This window comes from Pseudomonas sp. A (genome assembly GCF_056270345.1).
This window is the reverse complement of the sequence record NZ_CM149873.1, coordinates 848,029-871,320: the sequence shown is the minus strand read 5'-3', so window position 1 is coordinate 871,320 and position 23,292 is coordinate 848,029. Positions and strand designations below refer to the sequence as shown.

The 23,292-nt window shown below is 65.7% G+C and carries 20 protein-coding genes; 13 read left to right on the top strand and 7 right to left on the bottom strand.

The features are described 5' to 3' along the window. The first annotated feature begins 8 nt into the window (after positions 1–8). Positions 9–329, top strand: a complete 321-nt coding sequence (locus tag AC0MAZ_RS03935) for a DUF2388 domain-containing protein (RefSeq protein ID WP_011531558.1) — start codon at positions 9–11, stop codon at positions 327–329. After that, entirely contained in the window at positions 326–2,284 is a 1,959-nt protein-coding gene (locus AC0MAZ_RS03930) for a DUF7844 domain-containing protein (RefSeq protein WP_475860261.1), read from the top strand. Before AC0MAZ_RS03935 ends, AC0MAZ_RS03930 begins: the two co-directional genes overlap by 4 nt. Positions 2,285–2,456: 172 nt before the next feature. Here AC0MAZ_RS03930 and AC0MAZ_RS03925 read toward each other — a convergent pair whose 3' ends face one another. Then, positions 2,457–2,858 carry a GFA family protein gene (locus AC0MAZ_RS03925; RefSeq protein WP_475860259.1) on the bottom strand — a complete coding sequence of 134 codons (402 nt, stop codon included), beginning with the start codon at positions 2,856–2,858 and terminating at the stop codon, positions 2,457–2,459. A gap of 267 nt (positions 2,859–3,125) precedes the next feature. On the opposite strand from AC0MAZ_RS03925, the gene AC0MAZ_RS03920 reads away from it, so the two are divergent. The 9 genes from AC0MAZ_RS03920 to AC0MAZ_RS03880 all read left to right on the top strand — a co-directional run bounded on the left by AC0MAZ_RS03920 (position 3,126) and on the right by AC0MAZ_RS03880 (position 13,463). Then, complete coding sequence (locus AC0MAZ_RS03920; RefSeq protein WP_203649083.1) at positions 3,126–4,433, top strand: CitMHS family transporter; 1,308 nt, start codon at positions 3,126–3,128, stop codon at positions 4,431–4,433. 72 nt (positions 4,434–4,505) lie between these two features. Beyond that, complete coding sequence (locus AC0MAZ_RS03915) at positions 4,506–5,276, top strand: TerC family protein (protein WP_186712185.1); 771 nt, start codon at positions 4,506–4,508, stop codon at positions 5,274–5,276. A gap of 306 nt (positions 5,277–5,582) precedes the next feature. Continuing rightward, entirely contained in the window at positions 5,583–7,241 is a 1,659-nt protein-coding gene (locus AC0MAZ_RS03910; RefSeq protein ID WP_475860257.1) for a Na/Pi cotransporter family protein, read from the top strand. Positions 7,242–7,272: 31 nt separating this feature from the next. Next, on the top strand, positions 7,273–8,679 hold the full coding sequence (locus tag AC0MAZ_RS03905; RefSeq protein WP_267813575.1) for a M16 family metallopeptidase: 1,407 nt from the start codon (positions 7,273–7,275) through the stop codon (positions 8,677–8,679). Positions 8,680–8,801: 122 nt separating this feature from the next. Further along, positions 8,802–9,821, top strand: coding sequence for a DUF5924 family protein (locus tag AC0MAZ_RS03900; RefSeq protein WP_110735988.1), 1,020 nt, complete (start codon positions 8,802–8,804; stop codon positions 9,819–9,821). Between the two features lie 176 nt (positions 9,822–9,997). Continuing rightward, the gene (locus AC0MAZ_RS03895; RefSeq protein ID WP_050703217.1) at positions 9,998–11,131 is read left to right on the top strand and encodes an ABC transporter permease; all 1,134 of its coding nucleotides are present in this window, start codon (positions 9,998–10,000) and stop codon (positions 11,129–11,131) included. Further along, positions 11,128–11,913 carry an ABC transporter ATP-binding protein gene (locus AC0MAZ_RS03890; protein ID WP_475860255.1) on the top strand — a complete coding sequence of 262 codons (786 nt, stop codon included), beginning with the start codon at positions 11,128–11,130 and terminating at the stop codon, positions 11,911–11,913. Before AC0MAZ_RS03895 ends, AC0MAZ_RS03890 begins: the two co-directional genes overlap by 4 nt. A 3-nt stretch (positions 11,914–11,916) precedes the next feature. After that, positions 11,917–12,855, top strand: a complete 939-nt coding sequence (locus AC0MAZ_RS03885; RefSeq protein WP_050703215.1) for an MlaD family protein — start codon at positions 11,917–11,919, stop codon at positions 12,853–12,855. Continuing rightward, on the top strand, positions 12,852–13,463 hold the full coding sequence (locus tag AC0MAZ_RS03880; protein WP_475860254.1) for an ABC-type transport auxiliary lipoprotein family protein: 612 nt from the start codon (positions 12,852–12,854) through the stop codon (positions 13,461–13,463). Before AC0MAZ_RS03885 ends, AC0MAZ_RS03880 begins: the two co-directional genes overlap by 4 nt. On the opposite strand, the gene AC0MAZ_RS03875 is transcribed toward AC0MAZ_RS03880, so the two are convergent. The 5 genes from AC0MAZ_RS03875 to AC0MAZ_RS03855 form a co-directional block, all read right to left on the bottom strand. Next, the gene (locus AC0MAZ_RS03875) at positions 13,445–14,674 is read right to left on the bottom strand and encodes a nucleoside recognition domain-containing protein (protein ID WP_475860252.1); all 1,230 of its coding nucleotides are present in this window, start codon (positions 14,672–14,674) and stop codon (positions 13,445–13,447) included. The two genes, AC0MAZ_RS03880 and AC0MAZ_RS03875, sit on opposite strands and share 19 nt — an antisense overlap. Before the next feature lie 208 nt (positions 14,675–14,882). Further along, entirely contained in the window at positions 14,883–16,217 is a 1,335-nt protein-coding gene (gene gltP / locus AC0MAZ_RS03870; protein ID WP_050703212.1) for a glutamate/aspartate:proton symporter GltP, read from the bottom strand. 738 nt (positions 16,218–16,955) lie between these two features. Continuing rightward, the gene (locus AC0MAZ_RS03865) at positions 16,956–17,426 is read right to left on the bottom strand and encodes an inhibitor of vertebrate lysozyme family protein (protein ID WP_203649092.1); all 471 of its coding nucleotides are present in this window, start codon (positions 17,424–17,426) and stop codon (positions 16,956–16,958) included. Between the two features lie 5 nt (positions 17,427–17,431). After that, positions 17,432–17,593: a DUF1328 domain-containing protein gene (locus AC0MAZ_RS03860; protein WP_008092060.1), complete on the bottom strand. Its 162-nt coding sequence runs from the start codon at positions 17,591–17,593 to the stop codon at positions 17,432–17,434. 39 nt (positions 17,594–17,632) lie between these two features. Beyond that, positions 17,633–17,917, bottom strand: a complete 285-nt coding sequence (locus tag AC0MAZ_RS03855) for a hypothetical protein (protein WP_186712192.1) — start codon at positions 17,915–17,917, stop codon at positions 17,633–17,635. A 391-nt stretch (positions 17,918–18,308) separates the two neighbouring features. On the opposite strand from AC0MAZ_RS03855, the gene algB reads away from it, so the two are divergent. After that, positions 18,309–19,655 (top strand): sigma-54-dependent response regulator transcription factor AlgB, encoded by a 1,347-nt coding sequence (gene algB / locus AC0MAZ_RS03850; protein ID WP_475860248.1) that lies wholly within the window; start codon positions 18,309–18,311, stop codon positions 19,653–19,655. Further along, the gene (locus AC0MAZ_RS03845) at positions 19,652–21,430 is read left to right on the top strand and encodes a KinB sensor domain-containing domain (RefSeq protein ID WP_475860247.1); all 1,779 of its coding nucleotides are present in this window, start codon (positions 19,652–19,654) and stop codon (positions 21,428–21,430) included. The genes algB and AC0MAZ_RS03845 overlap by 4 nt, the downstream gene beginning before the upstream one ends. Positions 21,431–21,658: 228 nt before the next feature. Here the strand turns inward: AC0MAZ_RS03845 and AC0MAZ_RS03840 are convergent, their stop codons facing one another. Beyond that, entirely contained in the window at positions 21,659–23,278 is a 1,620-nt protein-coding gene (locus AC0MAZ_RS03840) for an EAL domain-containing protein (protein ID WP_232855477.1), read from the bottom strand. Positions 23,279–23,292 lie beyond the last annotated feature (14 nt).

The following is a 23,292-nucleotide window of genomic DNA, read 5'->3' as shown; positions in this document are numbered from 1 at the left end:
GATGCTCCATGCGTAAACCGCTGATCGCCGCCACCCTCGGCATGCTGCTGCTCGCCGACCTGGCCCAGGCCCACACCCTGGTGGCCACCAGCAACATCATCGTCCGCGCCTTTGGCCGCTCGATCGATTTCACCTCCGACACCACCACCTCGATCCGCGACTCGAAAGTGGTGCGTGAAGCCCACGACGACGCCGCCAGCTTCGTCGCCAGCAACGGTGATATCCGCGGTGCCCAGCTCGAGGCCGCCTTCGACACCCTGCGCGCCCGCGTCCCCGAAGCCCGTGACGCCAGCGACCAGGTGCTGGCCGAAGCCATCCTCGCCCTGTGAAGCGCGTGCGTGCCTGGCTGCTGGGCTGCGCCCTGACGCTGCTCGGCACGCCCGCCCTGGCCGACCTGCAGCTGGTACTGCAGCGCGACGGTCTCAACCCTGCGCAACAGCAGGCGACCCAGACGTTGCTCGACGAAGCCATGGCCAAGCTGCCACCGCGCTTCAAGCAGCAACTGGACCGGCAGATCCTGGTCGGCTGGACCGAGCGCATGCCCGAGGACGCCTACGGCCAGGCCTCTCCGGTGGCCAGCCTGGACCTCAACCGGCGCCTGCTGCCGGGCCTGGTCGACGGCAGTGCCGCCCGCGAGAAGACCAACCGTCCCCACGGCACGGTCCGCGAGGAACTGCTGGCCACCGTGCTCCACGAGCTCACCCATATCTATGACCGCGCGCGCCTGTGGCCGGACGCCGAGCGCCAGCTGATCAGCCGCTGCAAGCGCCAGCAGGGCGCTTTGGGCAAGGTCGGGCTGCCGCAGGACTGCCGTGGCCAGGCCGAACGCCGCTTCACCCTGAGCGACGACCCGCGCCTGCTGGACCTCGCCGGCTGGCCGCAGTACGTCGGCCGGCGCGGCGAGCGCGAACAGCACAACGGCCAGCTGGTGCGCAGCCCGGATCCCTACGAGCTGAGCAGTCCGAAGGAGTTCATCGCGGTCAACATGGAGTACTTCCTCCTCGACCCGAGCTACGGCTGCCGTCGCCCGGCGCTCAACCAGTACCTGCGCGAGCACTTCGGCTGGGCGCCGCAACAGGATGCCTGCGCCAAGGGCCTGCCGTTCCTCAACGCCGGCAACGACTTCGCCCGCCAGCCATTGGGCGAGATCGACCCGGAGCGGGTCTACGAGGTGGACTACCTGCTGGCCGAGGCCAACCAGAACTGGGTCAGCCGCTGGGGCCACAGCATGCTGCGCCTGGTGATCTGCGCCCCGGGCCGCCCGCGCGGGCCGGCCTGCCGCCTGGACCTGGACCAGAGCCTGGTGCTGTCGTACCGCGCCTTCGTCAACGACGTGCAGCTGTCCAGCTGGGACGGCCTGACCGGCGCCTATCCCTCGCGGCTGTTCGTGCTACCGCTGGGGCAGGTGATCGACGAATACACCAAGACCGAGCTGCGCAGCCTGGCCTCGGTGCCGCTCAAGCTCAGCCGTGGCGAGATCGAGAACCTGGTGCGCCAGGCCGCCGAGATGCACTGGAGCTACGACGGCAACTACTACTTCCTGTCCAACAACTGCGCCGTGGAATCGCTCAAGCTGCTGCGCAGCGGCACTGGCAACCCGCGCCTGAACGACCTCGACAGCATCATGCCCAACGGCTTGCTGGAGGTGCTCAAGGGCAGGGGACTGGCCGATACCCACGTGCTCGACGACCCGCGCGAAGCCCTGCGCCTGGGTTATCGCTTCGACTCCTACCGCGACCGCTACCAGGCGATGTTCGAGGTGCTGCGCAAGCAGTTGCCGATCAGCCAGACCAGCGTGGAAGACTGGCTGGCGCTGGACGCCGAGCAGCGCCGCCAGTGGTTCGACCGTGCCGACCTGCGCACCAGCGCGGCCTTGCTGCTGCTCGAGCAGGCCGGCCTGCGCCGCCAGCTGTTGCTGGCCCAGGACGAGGTCAAGCAACGGTACCTGAACGGCCGGGCACTCAAGGACGGCAGCTTCGACAAGGCCAACGAGACCTTGCAGGCGATGCTGGCCAACAGCGGCTTCCTCAGCCGCCCGGCGGAGTTGCTGGGGGCAGGGGGCTACGGCCTGCCGCAGCCTGCCGAACGCAAGCAGCTGGAGCAGGTAAGCAGCGAGCGCCAGGCACAGCTGCTGCGGCTGAGCACCGACCTGGACCAGCAGGTGAGGGCGCTGCTGGGGCCGGAGCGGGGCAGGGAGATCAAGGCGGTGGAGGCCAATATCAAGCAGGTGGGCGAGCACCTGCGGGCGTTGCACAAGGCGGCCGGGGGGCTGCAGCTGCCCTGAGGTATGGGTCCACCATCATCGCTGTAGGAGCGGCCTTGTGCCGCGAATGGGCTGCGTAGCAGCCCCAGGATTTCAGTGTTGACGCAAAAATCGCCGGGGCTGCTCTGCAGCCCATTCGCGGCACAAGGCCGCTCCTACAGAAGTCTCGCAGCCCGACAGCCAGCACCAAACCTCAAAGGCTTTCCTCGTCCTCCTCCGGCAACCCCTGATCCACCTGCAACCACGGCAACCGGCTCCCCACCCAGATATGCCGATTGGCTGGCACCCGCTCCGGGTGATCCAGCGTCGCCACCGTCACATCGATCGTTTCAGGACTATGCGCGGTCACCAGCGCCACATGCGCCCCGCAGTTGCCACAGAAATACCGGCTGCAACTCTGCGGCGCCATGTAGCGCCGGGGCGAGCCTGCCAGCCACTGGAAGTCCGCAAGGGGCAGGGTGACCCAGGTCACCAGCGTGCCGCCGCTGACCCGCCGGCAGATCGAGCAATGGCAATGGGCGACATCGCCCAGATCGGCCTGCAGCCGGTAGCGCAACGCCCCGCAATGACACCCGCCGTCCACGACATCCACCATCGAACGACCTCCCGTCGCCTGACTGCAGCCGAAAGCTGGCTGAAAGCTTGCCCACATAGGATAGCGCCACCACCGGCAGCAGACCGGTCAGCCAGGGCACCCGGAAACTTCCGCGCCCGGCCCAATCAACAACAACAATGGTGATTCTGATGTTTTCCTGTGCCCGCCTTTTCGCAGTCCCCCTCCGCCTGCTCCCCGCGCAGCGCCTGACGCGCTGATCCGCCCGAATCGTCCTTCCTTTCGCCGCGCCACGCCTGGAGTACCGCCATGCTGACCTTCCTCGGCTTCGCCATGGTCATCACCTTCATGTACCTGATCATGACCAAGCGCCTGTCGGCCTTGATCGCGCTGATCCTGGTACCGATCCTGTTCGCCCTGTTCGGTGGGTTTTCCGCCAAGATCGGCCCGATGATGCTCGAAGGCATCAGCAAGCTCGCGCCCACCGGCGTGATGCTGATGTTCGCCATTCTCTACTTCGCCCTGATGATCGACTCCGGCCTGTTCGACCCGGCCGTGCGCAAGATCCTCAAGCTGGTCAAGGGCGACCCGCTGAAAGTCTCGGTCGGCACCGCGGTGCTGGCCCTGGTGGTGTCCCTCGACGGTGACGGCGCCACCACCTACATGATCTGCTGCGCCGCCATGCTGCCGCTATACAGCCGTCTGGGGATGAGCCCGCGAATCATGGCCGGCCTGATCATCCTCGCCGGCGGGGTGATGAACATGACCCCGTGGGGCGGCCCTACCGCCCGCGCCGCCAGCGCCCTGCACGTGGACCCGTCGGACATCTTCGTGCCGATGATCCCGGCCATGGCCTTCGGCGTGGCGGCGATCCTGGCCATCGCCTACTGGTACGGCAAGCGCGAGCGTGCCCGCCTGGGCGAGCTGCACCTGCCGACCGACGACATCGACCACAGCGAAATCAGCGTGTCGCAGTTCCCGGAGGCCCGACGCCCGAAACTGATCTGGTTCAACGGCGCCCTGACCGCGGCACTGATGGTCGCGCTGATTGCCGGCCTGCTGCCGCTGCCGGTGCTGTTCATGATCGCCTTCAGTATCGCCATGATCGTCAACTACCCGTGCCTGCAGCAGCAGAAGGACCGCATCGCCGCCCACGCCTCCAGCGTGCTGGCCGTCAGCGGGCTGATCTTCGCCGCAGGCATCTTCACCGGCATCCTGTCGGGCACCGGCATGGTCGACGCGATGTCCAAGAGCCTGCTGGCGGTGATTCCGGAAGCGTTCGGCCCGTACATGGCGGTGATCACCGCGATCGTCAGCATGCCGTTCACCTTCTTCATGTCCAACGACGCCTTCTACTACGGCGTGCTGCCGGTACTGTCGGAATTCGCCAGCCACTACGGCGTCACCCCGGTTGAGATGGCCCGCGCGTCGATCGTCGGACAGCCGGTACACCTGCTCAGCCCGCTGGTACCCTCCACCTACCTGCTGGTGGCCCTGGCCGGCATCGAGTTCGGCGATCACCAGCGCTTCACCCTCAAGTGGGCAGTGCTGGTGTGCCTGTGCATAATGTTCGGCGCGCTGGCCCTGGGGACTTTCCCGCTGTTCAGCAGTCTGTAACACAAGCGCATCATCCAACCGCAAAGCGCCCACCATTTGGGCGCTTTGCCTTTACTGCTCGAAGGAATACACATGGAATGGCTGACCAGCCCGGAAATCTGGGTTGCCTTTTTAACCCTCACGGCCCTTGAGATCGTGCTCGGGATCGACAACATCATCATGATCTCGATCCTGGTCAGCCGCATGCCCAAGCACATGCAGCCGCGCACGCGGATCTTCGGCCTGGCCCTGGCCATGGTCACGCGGATCATGCTGCTGCTGTCGATCACCTGGGTCATGCGCCTGACCGACGACCTGTTCCATGTGCTCGGCCAGGGTATCTCCGGGCGCGACCTGATCCTGTTCTTCGGTGGCCTGTTCCTGCTGTGGAAAAGCTCCCAGGAGATCTACCACGGCCTGGAAGGCGAGGACGAGAGCGCGGACGAGCCGAAAGGCGCGGGCGGCAAGTTCTTCTACACCATCATCCAGATCGCCATCATCGACATCGTGTTCTCCCTGGACTCGGTGATCACTGCCGTGGGCATGGTCTCCCACGTACCGGTGATGATCGCCGCGATCATCGTCGCGGTGCTGGTGATGATGCTCTGCGCCGGCACCATCAGCGACTTCATCGACAAGCACCCATCGCTGAAGATGCTCGCGCTTTCGTTCCTGATCGTCGTCGGTACCGTGCTGATCGCCGAATCTTTCGATGTTCACGTGCCGAAGGGCTACGTCTACTTCGCCATGGCCTTCTCGCTGGCGGTTGAAGCGATCAACATCCGCATGCGCACGGCGCTGGCGCGCAAGAAGGGCAAGGAGCACGATCCGGTGAAACTGCGCAAGGACATTCCGGGTCAGTAAGACCTTGAAGCGCAGAAAGACAAAGGGCCCTTCGGGGCCCTTTTTTGCAATCCTGTGGGAGCGGGTTTACCCGCGAAACAGACACCACGATGGATGGCACCGGCTTTGCCGGTGTTCGCGGGTAAACCCGCTCCCACAGGATCGTGGCAGGTTTCAAATAGATTTCAGTCATGCCAAGCTGGCACCCACTGCGCAAAACAACTAAAGCTTCAGTGAGCACTGAAAAAACCAGCCCACCCCCGGGCCAGACTCACCGCCGCACCCATTGGCCCCGCCCAGGGGCATAGAAGAAAAGGGGGCCCGACCATGCTGACCCTGCTCAACCTGCTCTCCGCCGTGGCGCTGCTGGTGTGGGGCACCCATATCGTGCGTACCGGCATCCTGCGGGTGTACGGCTCGAACCTGCGCCGGGTGCTCGGCCAGAACATGAACAAGCGTCCGCTGGCGTTCGTTGCCGGGATCCTGGTCACCGCCATGGTGCAGAGCAGCAACGCCACCGCCATGCTGGTCACCTCGTTCGTCGGCCAGGGCCTGATGGCCATGACCCCGGCCCTGGCGATCATGCTAGGTGCCGACGTGGGCACTGCGCTGATGGCGCGGGTGCTGACCTTCGACCTGTCCTGGCTGTCGCCGCTGCTGATCTTCCTCGGGGTGATCTTCTTCCTCTCGCGCAAGCAGACCCGCGCCGGCCAACTGGGCCGGGTGGGCATCGGCCTGGGCCTGATCATCCTGGCGCTGCAGTTGATCGTCCACGCCGCCGCGCCGATCACCCACGCCCAGGGGGTCAAGGTGCTGTTCGCCTCGCTGACCGGCGACATCCTGCTCGACGCCCTGATCGGCGCGCTGTTCGCCATGATTTCCTACTCCAGCCTGGCCGCCGTGCTGCTCACCGCCACCCTGGCCGGCGCCGAGGTGATCAGCCTGCCGGTCGCCATCGGCCTGGTGATCGGCGCCAACATCGGCAGCGGCCTGCTCGCCTTCCTCACCACCAGCCTGCAGAACAGCGCCGGACGCCGGGTGGCGCTGGGCAGCCTGCTGTACAAGATCGTCGGCCTGTTGCTGATCATCCCGGTCCTGCACCCTCTGGTGCAGTGGATGGACAGCCTGAGCTTCAGCCCGCAGGAGCTGGTGATCGGCTTCCACCTGCTCTACAACACCTTGCGCTGCCTGCTGATGCTACCGACGGTCAAACCCATGGGCCGTGTGTGCAGCTACCTGTTGCCCGAACGTGACAACGGCAACGGCCATCACCAGCCGCGCCACCTGGACCCGACCGCGCTGAACACCCCCAGCCTGGCACTGGCCAACGCCGTGCGCGAAACCCTGCGCCTGGGCGATATCGTCGACAGCCTGCTCGAGGCCATGCTCGGCGCCCTGCGCGGCACCCAGACCGCGATGCCGCAGCAGGTGCGGGCCCTGGGCGAGGACGCCGAGGCCCTGTACAACGCCATCAAGCTGTACCTGGCGCAGATGCCCCGCGAGGATCTTGGCGAGCAGGACAACCGGCGCTGGGCGGAAATCATCGAGCTGGCGATCAACCTCAAGCTGTCCAGCGACCTGATCGAGCGCATGCTGCGCAAGGTCCAGCAGCAGAAGACCTCGCAGCGCCGGGAGTTCTCCCAGGTCGGCCTGGAGGAACTGACCGGCCTGCAGGAGCAGCTGCTGGCCAACCTGCGCCTGGGCCTGACGGTGTTCCTCAGCGCCGACCCGCAGAGCGCGCACCAGTTGCTGCGCGAGAAACGCCGCTTCCGCGCCCAGGAAAGGCGCCTGGCCCACGCCCATGTCAGCCGCCTGCAACGTAAAGTGGTGCAGAGTATCGAGACCAGTTCGCTACACTTGGAGCTGATTGCCGACATGAAGCGTTTGAACTCTTTGTTCTGCAGCAGTGCCTATGTGGTACTGGGCGGCACCGACACCGGCGGGCTGATGCTCGACAGCGTGCCGGACGAAGCCCGCCAGCCTTGAGCCCAGACACCCCGGAGACCGAAGCTCGCCTATGCGTTGCCTGTTGTTCGCCTGCCTGCTGACCCTCAGCCTGCCCACGCTCGCCCTCGATCGCTCACGGGTCGAGGGTTACCTGCTGCCCAACGGCCTGCAAGTGATCCTCAAGTCCGGCTACGAGCGCGACCATGTGTCGATCCGCCTGGTGGTCGGCGTGGGCCTGGACGACTTCGACTGCGACCAGCGCGAGCTGCCGCACCTGCTCGAGCACCTGCTGTTCAGCGGTATCGACGAGACGGGCGAGGGCGGCCTGGAGGAGCGCATGCAGGCCCTGGGCGGGGAGTGGAACGCCTTCACCAGCAGCGCCGACACCACCTTCGTCATCGAGGCCCCGGCGCGCAACCAGCGCAAAGTGCTCGACCTGCTGCTGGCAATCCTGCGCGACACCCGCATCGACGAAAAGGCGCTGGCCACCGCGAAGAAGATCATCGAACGCGAGGACGGCGGCCACTACGGCCGTCTGCAGCGCTGGCTCGACCGCCAGGACATCGGCCACCCGGCCAGCGACCAGCTGGCCACCGAGCTGGGCCTGAAGTGCCCCGAGCGCTCCAACCTCGACGACATGACCCTGGAGCAGGTCCGGCAACTGCGCGAACACTGGTACGCGGCCAACAACATGTCGCTGATCGTCGTCGGCGGCCTCGACCGCCTGCTGCCGGCCTACCTGGAACGCACCTTCGGCGAATTGCCGGCCACCGAGCCCGAGGAGCGCCGCAACCTGGAAAGTATCAGCCAGCAGGCCGAGCAGCGTCGCGACCTGACCCGCGGCTGGTTGGGCGACAACGTCAAGCTGCACTGGCTGTTCATCGAGCCAACGCTGGAGGAGGGCCACGACCAGACCCTCGAGCTGCTCTCGCGCTACCTCGACTGGGCGCTGTACGACCAGCTGCGCCTGCGCCATGGCCTGTCCTATGGCCCGTCGGTGCAACGCGAGAGCTTCGGCGACAGCGGGATGCTCAGCCTCAATGCCGACCTCGAGCGCCAGGACCTCGACGAGGCGCTGAAGGTGCTCGGGGAGCTGTTCGACCACCTGCGCAAACACGGCCTGGACCCGGACACCTTCGCCCGGATCAAGGAGGCGGCAATTGCCCGGGAAAGCTGGACCACCCAGGGCAACGCGGCGCTCGCCGACTATTACTGGGGGGCGCTCAACGCCTACGAGGACGGGCGTTTCACCGATCCGGTGCGACAACTGCGCCAGGTCAGCCTCAAGCAGGCCGACGCGGCATTGCGCGAACTGCTCAAGGAGCCGGGGTACCTGCGCATCGAGAAGCCGTTGCTGGGGTATGACGAACTGTATGGTCTGGCGGCGCTGGTGCTGGGGCTGATCCTGGCCGCGGGGCTGATCCGCCGGCGCCGCGTGGTGGCCAATCGCCCGAGTGGTGCTACACGGGAGCCGTGATTCGGCGGTATCCTGTCGGCCAACAGCGTCTGCGTGGGAGCGGGCTTGCCCCGCGATGATCTCATCGCGGGGCAAGCCCGCTCCCACGACGCCTCGAACACGCCTTTTCCTGTTGTAAACCCATGCCCCCGATCCCCAGCTTCATCCTGCGCATCATCGAGCTGCTCAAACGCTATCCTGGCATCATCGCGCTCTACGGTTTCCTCTCCGGGATCGGCAGCTTCATCCTGGTCGACCGCCAGGCCGGGCTGGCCAGCTGGATCGCCATCGTCATGCTGGTCAGCTGGATCTGGCTGATGCTGGAGAACACCCTCACCGAGCTGTTCGCCCGCACCTTCAAGCGCGAGATCCCGCAGCCGCTGCTGCGCTTCGCGACGCAGATGATCCACCAGGAAAGCCTGTTCTTCGTCCTGCCGTTCTTCTTCATCACCACCACCTGGAACAGCGGCCAGCTGATCTTCACCGGCCTGCTCGGCGCCGCCGGGCTGATCTCGATCGTCGACCCGCTGTACCACAAATGGCTGGCGCCGCGGCGCTGGCTGTTCCTGGCGCTGCACACCCTGACACTGTTCGCCGCGATGCTCACGGCGCTGCCGATCATCCTGCACCTGACCACCGCGCAGAGCTTCAAGCTGGCGTTGATCGCCGCCATGGTGCTGTCGTTCCCGAGCCTGGCCAGCAGTTTCCCGATCAACAACTGGCGCCGCGGCGTGGCCCTGGTGCTGGTGACCCTGGCGGTCGGCGGCGGCGGCTGGCTGCTGCGTTCCTGGGTGCCACCGGCCACGCTGTGGATGACCGATGTGGCGATCAGCACAGAAGTGCTCAACCGCCAGCCGGGCGCCTCGCTGGACGAAGTGGCTGCCAGTCGCATCCGCAGTGGCGGACTGTACGCCTATACCGCCATCAACGCGCCCCGTGGCCTGAACGAACGCATCTACCATGTGTGGCAGCTGGACGGCAAAGAGGTCGACCGCATCGCCCTGGATATTCACGGTGGGCGCAAGGAAGGCTACCGGGCCTGGACCCACAAGCAGAACTTCCCGGCCAATCCGGTGGGCAAGTGGCAGGTGAGGGTGCTGACCGAGGACGGGCAGGTGATCGGGGTGTTGCGGTTCAAGGTTGTGGACGACACCGCCCGCTGAAAAAACCCTGTAGGAGCGGCCTTGTGCCGCGAAAGGGCTGCGAAGCAGCCCCAGGATTTCAGCGTCAAGGCAGAAATTGCCGGGGCCGCTTCGCAGCCCTTTCGCGGCACAAGGCCGCTCCTACAGGAATGCGGCCCGCTGCGCTATGATCAGCCTCTATGCCCTCAGTCAGACGCATGGAGCCTATGACCGTCCCGAGCGCCACCCTGGACACCACCGAGCAGCCCTCGCGCCTGCGCATCGTCGGCGACTGGACCCTGGCCCACTACGCCAGCCTCAAGCGCGAGTGCGAGCGTCTGGGCAGCCAGTACGGCGATGACACCCAGGTCGACCTCAGCCAGCTGGGCCGCCTGGACACCGCCGGCGCCTCGCTGCTGGCCGAGCTGCTGGGCTCCGAGCGCCTGTCGCGCTGCACCGACGAACTCCCCGACGCCAGCCGCGCGCTGCTGAAGAACGTCTACTGCTCGGTGCAGGACTACTGCATCCCGGTCAAGGAGCCTGAGCAACCGGTGCTGCTCCTGCTGCTGGCGCGCATCGGCCGCGCCGTCGACCAGCTGTGGCAGGACACCAACCAGGTGCTGGGCTTTATCGGCCTGATCCTGCAGACCCTGTTCCTGCGCCTGTTCCAGCCGCACCGCTGGCGTGTCACGCCGGTGGTCGCGCACCTCGAGCAGACCGGCCTGGACGCCGCGCCGATCGTCGCCTTGCTAACCTTCCTGGTGGGCGCGGTGGTGGCCTTCCTCGGCGCCACGGTGCTGGCAGACTTCGGCGCGACCATCTTCACCGTCGACCTGGTCGCGTTCTCCTTCCTGCGTGAATTCGCCGTGCTGCTGACCGCCATCCTCATGGCCGGTCGCACCGCCAGCGCGTTCACCGCGCAGATCGGCTCGATGAAGGCCAACGAAGAGATCGACGCCATCCGCACCCTGGGCCTGAACCCCATCGAACTGCTGGTGGTGCCAAGGGTGCTGGCGCTGCTGATCGCGCTGCCGCTGCTGACCTTCGTCGCCATGCTCTGCGGCATGATCGGCGGCGCGGTGGTCTGCGCCCTGACCCTGGACATCTCACCGGCCATGTTCCTCTCGCTGCTGCAGAGCGACATCGGCGTGCAGCACTTCCTGGTCGGCCTGGCCAAGGCGCCGTTCTTTGCCTTCCTGATCGCCGCCATCGGCTGCCTGGAAGGCTTCAAGGTCAGCGGCAGCGCCGAGTCGGTGGGCGCCCACACCACGTCTGCCGTGGTGCAATCGATCTTCGTGGTGATCGTGCTGGATGCGGTGGCCGCGCTTTTCTTCATGGAGATGGGCTGGTGACTGAAGCCGTGATCGAAGCCCGGGGCCTGTGCAACCGCTTCGGCAGCCAGAGCGTGCACGAGAACCTCGACCTGGACCTGTACCGCGGCGAGATCCTCGCCGTGGTCGGTGGCTCGGGCAGCGGCAAGTCGGTGCTGTTGCGCAGCATCGTCGGCCTGCGCCGGCCCAACGAAGGCACGGTCAAGGTGTTCGGCCAGGACCTGGCCACCCTCGACGAAAGCCAGCGCTCGCTGGTCGAACGCCGCTTCGGCGTGCTGTTCCAGAAGGGCGCGCTGTTCTCCTCGCTGACCGTCACCGAGAACGTCGCCCTGCCGCTGATCGAGCATGCCGGGCTGTCGCGGGCCGACGCCGAGCACCTGGCCGGGGTCAAGCTGGCCCTGGCCGGGCTGCCGATCAGCGCCGCCGACAAGTACCCGGCATCGCTGTCCGGCGGCATGATCAAGCGCGCCGCCCTGGCCCGCGCCCTGGCCCTGGACCCGGATATCCTGTTCCTCGACGAGCCCACCGCCGGCCTCGACCCGATCGGCGCCGCCGCCTTCGACCAGTTGATCCTCACCTTGCGCGATGCCCTGGGGCTGTCGGTGTTCCTCATTACCCACGACCTGGACACCCTCTACACCATCACCGACCGGGTGGCGGTGCTGTCGCAGAAGAAGGTGCTGGTGGCAGGGCCCCTGGCCGAGGTCGAGCAGACCGATGACCCGTGGATTCACGAATACTTTCACGGCCCGCGTGGCCGGGCGGCCGAAGACGCCGCCCTGCGCGCCCGCCAGGAGCGCTGAACGATGGAAACCCGAGCTCATCATGTCCTGATCGGCCTGGTCACCGTGCTGGTGGTGGCCGGCGCCATGCTGTTCGGCCTGTGGCTGACCAAGTCCAGCGTCGACGACGCCTTCAAGGACTACGAAGTGGTGTTCAACGAGGCGGTCTCCGGCCTGTCCCGCGGCAGCCCGGTGCAGTACAACGGCATCAAGGTCGGCGACGTCAGCAGCCTACGCCTGGACCCGAAAGACCCGCGCCGGGTGCTGGCCCGAGTACGCCTGAGCGGCGATACGCCGGTCAAGGAGGACACCCAGGCCAAGCTGACCCTGGCCGGGGTGACCGGCAACTCATTCATCCAGCTCAGCGGCGGCACCCCGCAGAGCCCCGAACTCAAGGGCAGGGACGGCAAGCTGCCAGTGATCGTCGCCTCGCCCTCGCCGATCTCGCGCCTGCTCAACGACAGCAGCGACCTGGTGACCAACATCAACCTGCTGCTGCACAACGCCAACCTGATGTTCTCCGAAAGCAACATCGAACGCCTGAGCAACACCCTGGCCAATCTCGAGCAGACCACCGGCGCCTTCGCCAGCCAGAAGGGCGGCATCGCCGACGCCATCGAGCAACTGGCCCAGGTCGGCAAGCAGGCCAACGCCACCCTGGCCGAAACCCAGGCGTTGATGCGCAATGCCAACGGCCTGCTCGGCACCCAGGGCAAGCAGGCCATCGGCAGCGCCGAGCAGGCCATGCAGTCGCTGGCCGAAAGCACCGCCACCATCAACAGCCTGCTGCAGGACAACCGCCAGTCCCTGGACGACGGTGCCCAGGGCCTGAACCAGATCGCCCCGGCGATCCGCGAACTGCGTGAGACCCTCAATTCGCTCAAGGGCATCTCCCGGCGCCTGGAAGCCGACCCCAGCGGCTACCTGCTGGGCCGCGACAACAACAAGGAGTTCCAGCCATGATCCCGTCGCTGCGCCTGGCCTTCGCCGCCACGCTGAGCCTGGTTTCGGCCTGCTCGATCCTGCCGCAGAGCGAGCCTGTGGATATCTACCGCCTGCCGGTGAACCAGTCGGCCCGCGCCGCCGCGCCGCTGGACTGGTCGCTGCGCCTGAACAAGCCGCTGGCCAGCGAAGCCCTGGCCGGGCCGCGTATCGCGGTGATCCCCCAAGGTGACGTGATCAGCAGCTACAAGGGCGCACGCTGGAGCGATCCGACGCCGATGCTGGTGCGCAACCGCCTGCTCGACGGTTTCCAGCGCGATGGCCGGGTGCAGCGCCTGAGCGCCGATGACAGTAACCTGCAGGCCGACTACGAGCTGGGTGGCGAGCTACAGGCCTTCCAGAGCGAATACCGCCCGGGCGGTGCGGTGGAGGTGGTGATCCGCTACGACGCGCGGCTGGTGCAGGGCCGCAGCCAGCGCATCCTCGCGAGTAAACGCTTCGAGGTGCGCCAGGCGCTGGGTGAACAGCAGGTGCCGGCGGTGGTCGCCGGCTTCGGCGCGGCCAGCGACCAGCTGGCGCGCCAGGTGATCGACTGGACCGTCAGCCAGGCTCAGGCGAAGAACCAGTAGCAGACGAAGATCGCCGCGATCACCCCGGCCAGCTCGGCCAGCAGGGCGCAGCCGACGGCGTGGCGCACGCGCTGGATGCCGACCGCGCCGAAGTACACCGCCAGCACGTAGAAGGTGGTCTCGGTGCTGCCCTGGATGGTCGCCGCCACCAGCGCCGGGAAGCTGTCCACGCCCTGGGTCTGCATGGTCTCGATCAGCATGGCTCGCGCCGCGCTGCCGGAGAACGGCTTGACCAGCGCGGTGGGCAGGCCCTCGACGAAGCGGGTGTCCAGGCCCATCCAGGTCACCGCGTGGCGGATACCGTCCAGGGCCAGCTCCAGGGCGCCCGAGGCACGCAGCACACCGACCGCCACCAGCATCGCCACCAGGTAGGGCAGCAGCCCCTTGGCCACGTCGAAGCCCTCCTTGGCACCTTCGACAAAGGCTTCGTACACCTTTACCCGCCTTAATGCGCCGATCACCAGGAACAGCATGATCACACCGAACAGCGTCAGGTTGCCGAGGATCGACGACAGGCTGGCCAACGCAGCCGCCGACAGCGTGCCGAGGAAGGCCATGAAGCCGCCCAGCAACAGGGCGCCGGGGATGAGGTAGGCGAGCACCACCGGGTCCCACAGGCGCAGGCGCTGCATCACCGCCACCGACAGCAGGCCGACCAGGGTCGAGCAGCTGGTAGCCAGCAGGATCGGCAGGAACACCATGGTCGGATCGGGCGCGCCTTGCTGGGCGCGGTACATGAAGATGGTCACCGGCAGCAGGGTCAGCGACGAGGCGTTGAGCACCAGGAACAGGATCTGCGCGTTGCTCGCCGTGGTGCTGCTGGGGTTGAGCTCCTGCAGCGAGCGCATGGCCTTCAGGCCGATGGGCGTGGCGGCGTTGTCCAGGCCCAGGCCGTTGGCGGCGAAGTTCATGGTGATCAGTCCCAGGGCAGGGTGGCCGGGCGGCACTTCCGGCATCAACCGGGCGAACAGCGGGCCGAGGACCTTGGCCAGCCATTCGACGATGCCGGCCTTCTCGGCGATCTTGAGGAAGCCCAGCCACAGGGTCAGGGTGCCGAACAGCAGGACCATGACCTCCACCGACAGCTTGGCCATGGCAAAGATGCTCTCGACCATCGCGGCGAAGATGCCGGCGTTGCCGCCCACCAGCCATTGGGCCAGGGCGGAGATGGCCGCCACCAGGAAAAAGCCGAGCCAGAGGCCGTTGAGCATCCGTGTGTTCCCCCGTGAAAAATGCCCGAATGATAGCGCAATCGCCGCGCCCTCTGTGGGAGCGGGTTTACCCGCGAACACCGGCAAAGCCGGTGCCAGCCACCGAGTTGTCTGCTTCGCGGGTAAACCCGCCCCCACAGGACCCGATGCGCCACAAAAGAATGCAAAAAGCCCCGACAAGTCGGGGCTCTTCGCTCAGCTCAGCGGCTTACTGGTTGACGGTCTTGCCCGCCACCACAGCCTCTTTCTTGCCTTTTTCCAGCACCAGCGACTGGTAGTACGCCGCGCCTTTCTCGGCGTCGTACATGCCCTGCCACTTGGCGATGACCACCGCGGCCAGGGCGTTGCCCACGACGTTCAGCGCGGTACGGGCCATGTCCATGATGCGGTCGACACCGGCGATGAATGCCAGGCCTTCCAGCGGAATGCCCACGCTGCCCAGGGTGGCCAGCAGTACCACGAAGGACACGCCCGGCACGCCGGCGATACCCTTGGAGGTGACCATCAGGGTCAGCACCAGCAGCAGCTGCTGGCTCCAGGACAGGTCGATGCCGTACAGCTGGGCGATGAAGATCGCCGCGATGCTCTGGTACAGGGTCGAACCGTCGAGGTTGAACGAGTAGCCGGTCGGTACCACGAACGAGCAGATCGACTTCGGCGCGCCGTACTTCTCCATCTTCTCGATCACGCGCGGCAGCACGGTCTCGGAGCTGGAGGTGGAGTAGGCGAGGATCAGCTCGTCCTTCATGATGCGCATGATCTTGATGATCGAGAAGCCGAACACGCGCGCCACCAGGCCCAGCACCATGAAGGCGAAGAAGGCGATGGCGAAGTACACCAGCAGCACCAGCTTGGCCAGTGGCAGCAGGGAGGCGAAGCCGAAGTTGGCGACGGTGGCCGCGATCAGGGCGAACACGCCGATCGGGGCGTAGTTCATGATCATGTGGGTGACCTTGAACATGGTCTCCGACACGCCCTGGAAGGTACGCACCAGCGGCTCGCGCAGGTCGGCGTTGAGGCTCGACAGGCCCATGCCGAACATCACCGAGAAGAAGATGATCGGCAGCATCTCGCCACGCATCAGCGCCGCGAAGATGTTCGACGGGATCAGGTTGAGCAGGGTCTCGATGAACGCGTGCTCATGCTGCACCTCGGCCGCGGTGGCCTGGTACTTGGAGATGTCGACGGTGCCCAGGGTGCTCATGTCGATGCCGGCGCCCGGGTGGAACACGTTGGCCAGGACCAGGCCGACGACGATGGCGATGGTGGTCACCACCTCGAAGTAGATGATGGTCTTCAGGCCGATGCTGCCCAGTTTCTTCGCGTCGCCAACCCCGGCGATGCCCACGATCAGCGACGAAATCACGATCGGGACGACGATCATCTTGATCAGGCGAATGAAGATGTCGCCGGCCGGCTGGAGGACGTTGCTGATCCACCATGCCTTTTCTGCACTGAAATGATTCAGTAGCGCGCCGACTGCAACGCCCAGCAACAGACCAATCACGATCTGCCAGGCGAGGCTCAGTTTTGCCTTCTTCATGTCATTACCCTTTGTTGTAGTGGTCACGGGCACCGGCCGAAAAGGCGCATGCCAGAGCGGCTAAAAGCCATTCCGGTTGCGCCGGGTCGGTCCGGCGTCCCACTGTAAGGACACCGCGAGCGAACATTGCTGGCGCTCGGGCCGAGGAAAAAGGCGGCAACTATTGCGACGTGGGGAGGGGCAGTCTAATGCCGGAAACGACTACCCTATGCCGAATCGGCATGAGACCGGAAGCCAAAATCGGGCATCGCCAAGCCCTTGATTTTCAACGTTCGGATTTCCGAACAAGACCAAAGCGCCATTTTTAGGCCGATTTGGCAGTAGGACAGAAAGGTGTGAAGTGGCGTGTTCGACAATCCGAATGGCTGAAATGCCACACGAGCTGACCTGTCGGACAACTGAAAATATTTCGATATACGGTAGCGACAAAATGTGTCTGAAGTAAAAAGTCGCTCGTATTAAAGGAAGGAGTCCTACAGGCGCTTCGGAAGCCAGATCGGTCACATCGTCCTGTTCGGACCCAACCGACCTGCAACTTCCGATGCCACCCTCTCCTGACCCGGCCCATGACGGAGGCACTCCCTGTACCCCTAGGCCACTGCGACCCTGAAACAGTCAGAGCGGCCCGGCCCCTTGGTCATGCGCCACCCCTCCTCGGGGCGGCGCATCATAGAAGCCTGAAAGATAAAAAGGTTCAGCTTCTATCTAGTGACACTATTTACAGTGCGCGACCGCTGGTCAGTACCAGTTCGGGTCACGCTTGAGCTGCTCCTGCAGCAAGGCCTTCATGCCCTCGTCCGGCTTGCCCAGCCAGCGGTAGTTGGCATGGCGGGTCGGCGACTTGTCGGCGGGCAGGCCTTCGGGCACTTCCACGAGCATGCCGTAGGCTTCTTCCTTGTCCCAGCTGAAGGCCACGATCATGCGCTTGTAGGTGCAGTTGCCTTCGGACTCGCACAACGGCCCGACCAGGTACTGGTCGCCGTCCTCGGTCACCGCCGACATCTGCTGCGCCGAACTGCCGCTCAGGTTGATCACCCACTCGGGCAGGCGCTCCTCGTTCTTGAGGGTCTTCTGCCAGGTTTTTTGGTATTCGGGGTCCGAGCCGAGCAACTGGTTGGCCCGGACCTGGCCGTCATTGGCCGCCAGCGCCGTCGCGCCGCTGCCCAGCAGCAGCGCGACAACCAGGGCCTTGGGGAGCATCCTGCTCATGGTCATCAACCTCTGCCGCGGCCGAAGAAGAAAGAGGCGACGAACAGCACCAGGAAGACAATGAACAGGATCTTCGCGATACCGGTCGCGGCGCCAGCGATGCCGCCAAAGCCCAGGACCGCGGCGATGATGGCGATGATCAGGAAGGTGATTGCCCAACTAAGCATGATGTTTCTCCTTTTCTTGTGCGAAATCGGTCGATGGCGTCAGAACACCCAACGCTCCTCGGGCTGGACGCGCTCGAGCACGGCAGGCGCGGTGTCGGCACTGGGCAGCGGCTCGGCGGCCTTGACCAGGGTGGTGGCATGGGTGGCCCGCATTTGCGTCAACAGCGCGGTCTGCACCGCCACCTGCTCGGCCAGCCGGGCGGTCTGCCAGCTGTGGTAGAACAGGCCTGCCGCCAAGGTGAGCAGCAGGGCCATGCCGAGGAACAACAGCTGGTGCAGGGGGACTACAGCGCTCTGCGTACGATTGTCTTGGGGGCGATTCATGCCGGCTCCTCCTGCTGTGCTTGTTATCCTTTCTGCAAAGGTCATTGCAGCCTGCATGCCAGCCTTAACGCACAACAAAAAATCCTTTTAAATCAGGAAGATATGAAATTCACCCAACTTGATGAGGGACGTATCCTGCACGATGCACCGCAATCGGGCCGTGCGTTTTGCACGACTCGGCCTTCGGCCAGTTCATAGCGATGCCTCCACTCCAGGCCCTCAGATCGGGCTAGCAGCCGATTGCCCGTTATCAACTTCATATTTATCAGCCGCTTAGCCATCATGAAGGCATGCGGCTAGCATGCATGGAGTGGAATCAATCAGAATCGACCATGCAACTTGCCCGATTTTTCCGACACTAATTGAGATCAATCCCAAAGGAGCGCAGGAAATGGAATCAGCCCAGGACAACCAAGGCCGCATTCTGCTGGTGGACGATGAGTCCGCCATCCTGCGTACCTTCCGCTATTGCCTCGAGGACGAGGGCTACAGCGTGGCGACCGCCAACAGCGCCGCCCAGGCCGAGGCCCTGTTGCAGCGCCAGGTGTTCGACCTGTGTTTCCTCGACCTGCGCCTGGGCGAGGACAACGGCCTGGACGTGCTGGCGCAGATGCGCATCCAGGCACCTTGGATGCGGGTGGTGATCGTCACCGCCCACTCGGCCATCGACACCGCGGTGGATGCCATCCAGGCCGGCGCCGCCGACTACCTGGTCAAGCCCTGCAGCCCCGACCAGCTGCGCCTGGCCACCGCCAAGCAGCTGGAGGTGCGACAACTGTCGGCGCGCCTGGAAGCCCTGGAAGGCGAGGTACGCAAACCCAAGGACGGCCTGGACTCCCACAGCCCGGCGATGATGGCGGTACTGGAAACCGCGCGCCAGGTGGCGACCACCGACGCCAACATCCTCATCCTCGGCGAGTCGGGCACCGGCAAGGGCGAGCTGGCCCGTGCCATCCATGGCTGGAGCAAGCGGGCGCGCAAGGCCTGCGTGACCATCAACTGCCCCTCGCTGAATGCCGAGCTGATGGAGAGCGAGCTGTTCGGCCACACCCGTGGTGCCTTCACCGGTGCCAGCGAGAGCACCCTGGGGCGGGTCAGCCAGGCCGATGGTGGCACGCTGTTTCTCGACGAAATCGGCGATTTTCCCCTCACGCTGCAACCGAAACTGCTGCGTTTCATCCAGGACAAGGAATACGAGCGGGTCGGCGATCCGGTCACCCGTCGGGCGGACGTGCGAATCCTGGCGGCCACCAACCTCAATCTCGACGAGATGGTCCGCGAGAACCGCTTCCGTGAAGACCTGCTGTACCGGTTGAACGTCATCACCCTGCACCTGCCGCCGCTGCGCGAGCGCAGCGAGGACATCCTGACCCTGGCCGACCGTTTCCTGGCCCGCTTCGTCAAGGAATACTCGCGCCCGGCCCGCGGCTTCAGCGACGAAGCCCGGGCCGCGCTGCTCAACTACCGCTGGCCGGGCAATATCCGCGAACTGCGCAACGTGATCGAACGGGCCAGCATCATCTGCCCACAGGAATGGGTGGAGATCAGCCACCTGGGCATGGCCGAGCAGTCCGTCAGCAACGCACCCAGGGTCGGCGCGGCGCTGAGCCTGGATGAACTGGAACGCGCCCATATCGGCGCGGTGCTGGCCACCAGCGACACCCTCGACCAGGCGGCCAAGACCCTCGGCATCGACGCCTCCACCCTGTACCGCAAGCGCAAGCAGTACAACCTATGAAATGGCCGATGAAGCTGCGCACGCGGCTGTTCCTCAGCATTTCGGCGCTGGTCACGGTAGCCCTGCTGGGGCTGATGCTGGGGCTGTTCAGCGTGCTGCAGATGGCAGCCCTGCAGCAGCGCGTGGTGCAGGACACCACCCACACCCTGGAGCTGGGCCTGAAGCTGCGGCAGAACCTGGGTGAGCAACTGAACCTGATCCTCGACGAGGACACCGTTCCGACCAGCCTGGTGACCTTGCAGGAGCAGTTCCAGACGCTGCTCAAGCAAGGGCTGGAGCAAGGCGGCGAGCGCACCGGCTTCAGCAAGGCCGCCAGTAACTACCAGGCGTTCGTCCAGGCCTACCGGCAGAGCCCCGCACCCGCCCGCAGCATGGGCGTGGACCAACCCCTCGGCGCCACCTTCAACCAGGTCCGTACCGACCTGCTGGACTCTCACCGCCAGGCCCTGGAGCACATCGCCCGCAGCGAGGAGAAAGCACGCGACCGCGCCCTGCTGATCAGCGGCTTGCTGGGGCTGATGGGCCTCACCGTGCTGGTGCTCGGGTTCATCACCGCGCACAACATCGCCCGCCGCTTCGGCCAGCCGATCGAGGCGCTGGCCAAGGCCGCCGACCAGGTCGGCCAGGGCAATTTCGACGTCACCCTGCCGGTGACCCAGGCCACCGAGCTCAACCAGCTGACCCGTCGCTTCGGCCTGATGGCCGATGCCCTGCGCAAGCACCAGGCCACCAACATCGACGAACTGCAGGCCGGCCAGCAGCGCCTGCAGGCAGTGCTCGACAGCATCGACGACGGCCTGCTGATCATCGATCGCCAGGGCCGCCTGGAACACCTCAACCCGGTGGCCCAGCGCCAGCTCGGCTGGGACCCGAGCCGGCTCGGCGCAAGCCTGGCCGAGGCCCTGCAGCGCCCGGAGCTGGAGAAGCAGCTACGCCAGGTGCTGCGCGGCGGCAGCCTGGACCGCCCGCCGGACGACCTGAGCCTGGAGGTGGATGAGGAAACCCGCCTGCTGACCTACAGCCTGACCCCGGTCAGCCACCCCGAGGGACCGATCCTCGGCGCGGTGATGGTGCTGCACGATGTCACCGAACAGCGTGCCTTCGAGCGGGTACGCAGCGAATTCGTGCTGCGCGCCTCCCACGAACTGCGCACGCCGGTCACCGGCATGCACATGGCGTTCGGCCTGCTGCGCGAGCGGGTCAGTTTCCCGCCCGAGGCGCGGGAAAACGACCTGCTCGAGACCATCGCCGAGGAGATGCAGCGCCTCACCCAACTGATCAACGACCTGCTCAACTTCTCCCGCTATCAAAGCGGCCTGCAGAAGCTGGAGCTGGCCCCCTGTGCCCTCGACGAACTGTTCGAGCGCGCCCAGGCACGCTTTGCCGAACAGGCTTCGGGCAAGCAGATCGAGCTGGTACGCGAGCTGGAACCGCCGCTGCCGCGTATCCAGGCCGACGTCGCGCAACTCGACCGGGTGCTCGACAACCTGCTGCACAACGCCATCCGCCACACCGGCAGCGGCGGGCGCATCCGCCTGCACGCGCGGCGCCACGCAGAGCGGGTGATCATCAGCGTCGAGGACAATGGCGAAGGTATCGCCTACGGCCAGCAAGGGCGGATCTTCGAGCCGTTCGTGCAGGTCGGGCGCAAAAAGGGCGGGGCCGGCCTGGGCCTGGCGCTGTGCAAGGAGATCGTCCAGCTGCATGGCGGGCGGATGGGGGTGTTCTCACGGCCAGGGCAGGGCACGCAGTTCTATATGGCCTTACCGGTCTGACAGACATTTTCGGTGGGAGCGGGTTTATCGGACCGCCGCACCGCCGCGAACACCGGCGAAGCCGGTGCCAGGCACCGCGCTGGATTCTTCGCGGGTAAACCCGCTCCCACAGGGATCGCGCCAGATTCTAAAAGTTGAGCAAGACAGTTGCTCTCACAGGGGCAAGCTAAATCACTGAGCTGTGTGTTGGGCTTGCGCAGCGATGAGGCTGGCGCAGGCAGTCCAGCCTCAAGGCTCATCATCGATCCGCCGCCCCGCCACCCGCCGCCCCCGGGTAATCAGCTCGGCAAACTGGCGCGCGTTCAACGGATGGGCGAACAACCAGCCCTGGCCATAGTTGACCCCCTCGCTGTTGAGCAGCACCGCCTGGTCCTCGGACTCGATGCCCTCGGCGATCACCCGCAGGTGCAGGTCGTGGGCCATGCGGATGATGTGCGGCGCCACGCCGCTGCTGGCGGCGTCATGGCCGAGGGCGTCGATGAACGACTTGTCGATCTTCAGGCAGTCCACGGGCAATGTCTGCAAGTACGCCAGGCTGCAATAACCGGTGCCGAAGTCATCGATCAACACCTGGTGCCCCACGTCGCGCAGGGCCTGCAGGTTGTCCCGCGCCACCACCACGTCGATCAGCCCGCGTTCGGTCACCTCGAAGGCAATCTGCCGGGGCGCCACCCGATGATGGGCCAACAGCCGCGCCGCCACCCGGCCGATACGCGGCGCCATGACATCGCAGGCCGCCAGGTTAACCGAGATGTACAGCTGGCGGTTGGCCCGCAGCAACTGCCCCAGTTGCTCGAGCACCCGCTGCAGGACGAAATCGGTTATCTGGCGAATCTGCCCGGTGTTCTCCGCCAGGGGAATGAACAGCTCCGGGCTGGTCAGGCTGCCGTCCGGGCGGCGCCAGCGCACCAGCGCCTCGGCCCCGACGCAGCGGCGGCTGTCCAGCTCGAAGATCGGCTGGTACAGCACCTGCAGTTCGCCCCGGCGCAAGGCCTGCTGCAGCTCCGAGCTCATCGAGCGGCGCTGCAGGATCAGTTGCAGCACCAGCCAGCCGATGCACGCCGCCAGCACCAGGCTGCCGGGGAACAGCAACCAGAGCAGGCCGTTGAGCTTCAGGGGCAGGCTGGCACGAGGGGCGATCAGCACCAGCTGGTAGTCCGGCGACTTGGTGGACATGCGATAGACCAGGCGGTCGGGCAGTTCGATCAGCGACTTGCCCTGCGGCGGCGGCCAATCGGCGATCGGTGGCCAGGGTTGCGCCGGCCCCAGCACCGGAATGGCCCGCGTGCCCCGGTCCAGCACCACCAGCAGGCTGCCGCCCGGGGGCAGGTCGACCACGTCGGTGAGATGGCCACGGGAGGTCGACACCACGAAGCGGCCCCGGCCCAGCATCAGCGCCGCGAGGTTCTCGTTGGGCTCGGTGGTGGTGTTGAGCCAGTAGCTGTAGGTCGGGCCCTGGATATCAGGGCTGCGCAAAGGTTCGATAGTCCGCTGGCCGCCGCGGTTCGAACAGGCCAGCGAGCCTTCCACATAGGACGCCTCGTAGATGAACCGCGACTTCAGCGCCACCTGCTGCAGTTGCGCCAGCATCTGCGGGTCACAGCCACGCAGGGGTTGCGCCTGAAGCTGGTCCACGCCCTCGCGCAACTGACCGAACACCTGCTCCAGGCGCTCCAGGAAACGCTCGCCCTGGGCGTTCATCTGCGCGCTTTCACTCTGCTTCATCTGCTGCAAGGCGACGTTGACGCTGATCGCCAGCAACAGCACGGCGCTGGCCAACGCCGCGAGCGCGGCCAACAGCCAGGGTCGGTGAAAAAATTGACGCACCGAAGCGAGGAGGTCAAACATGCGTGGCATCCAGT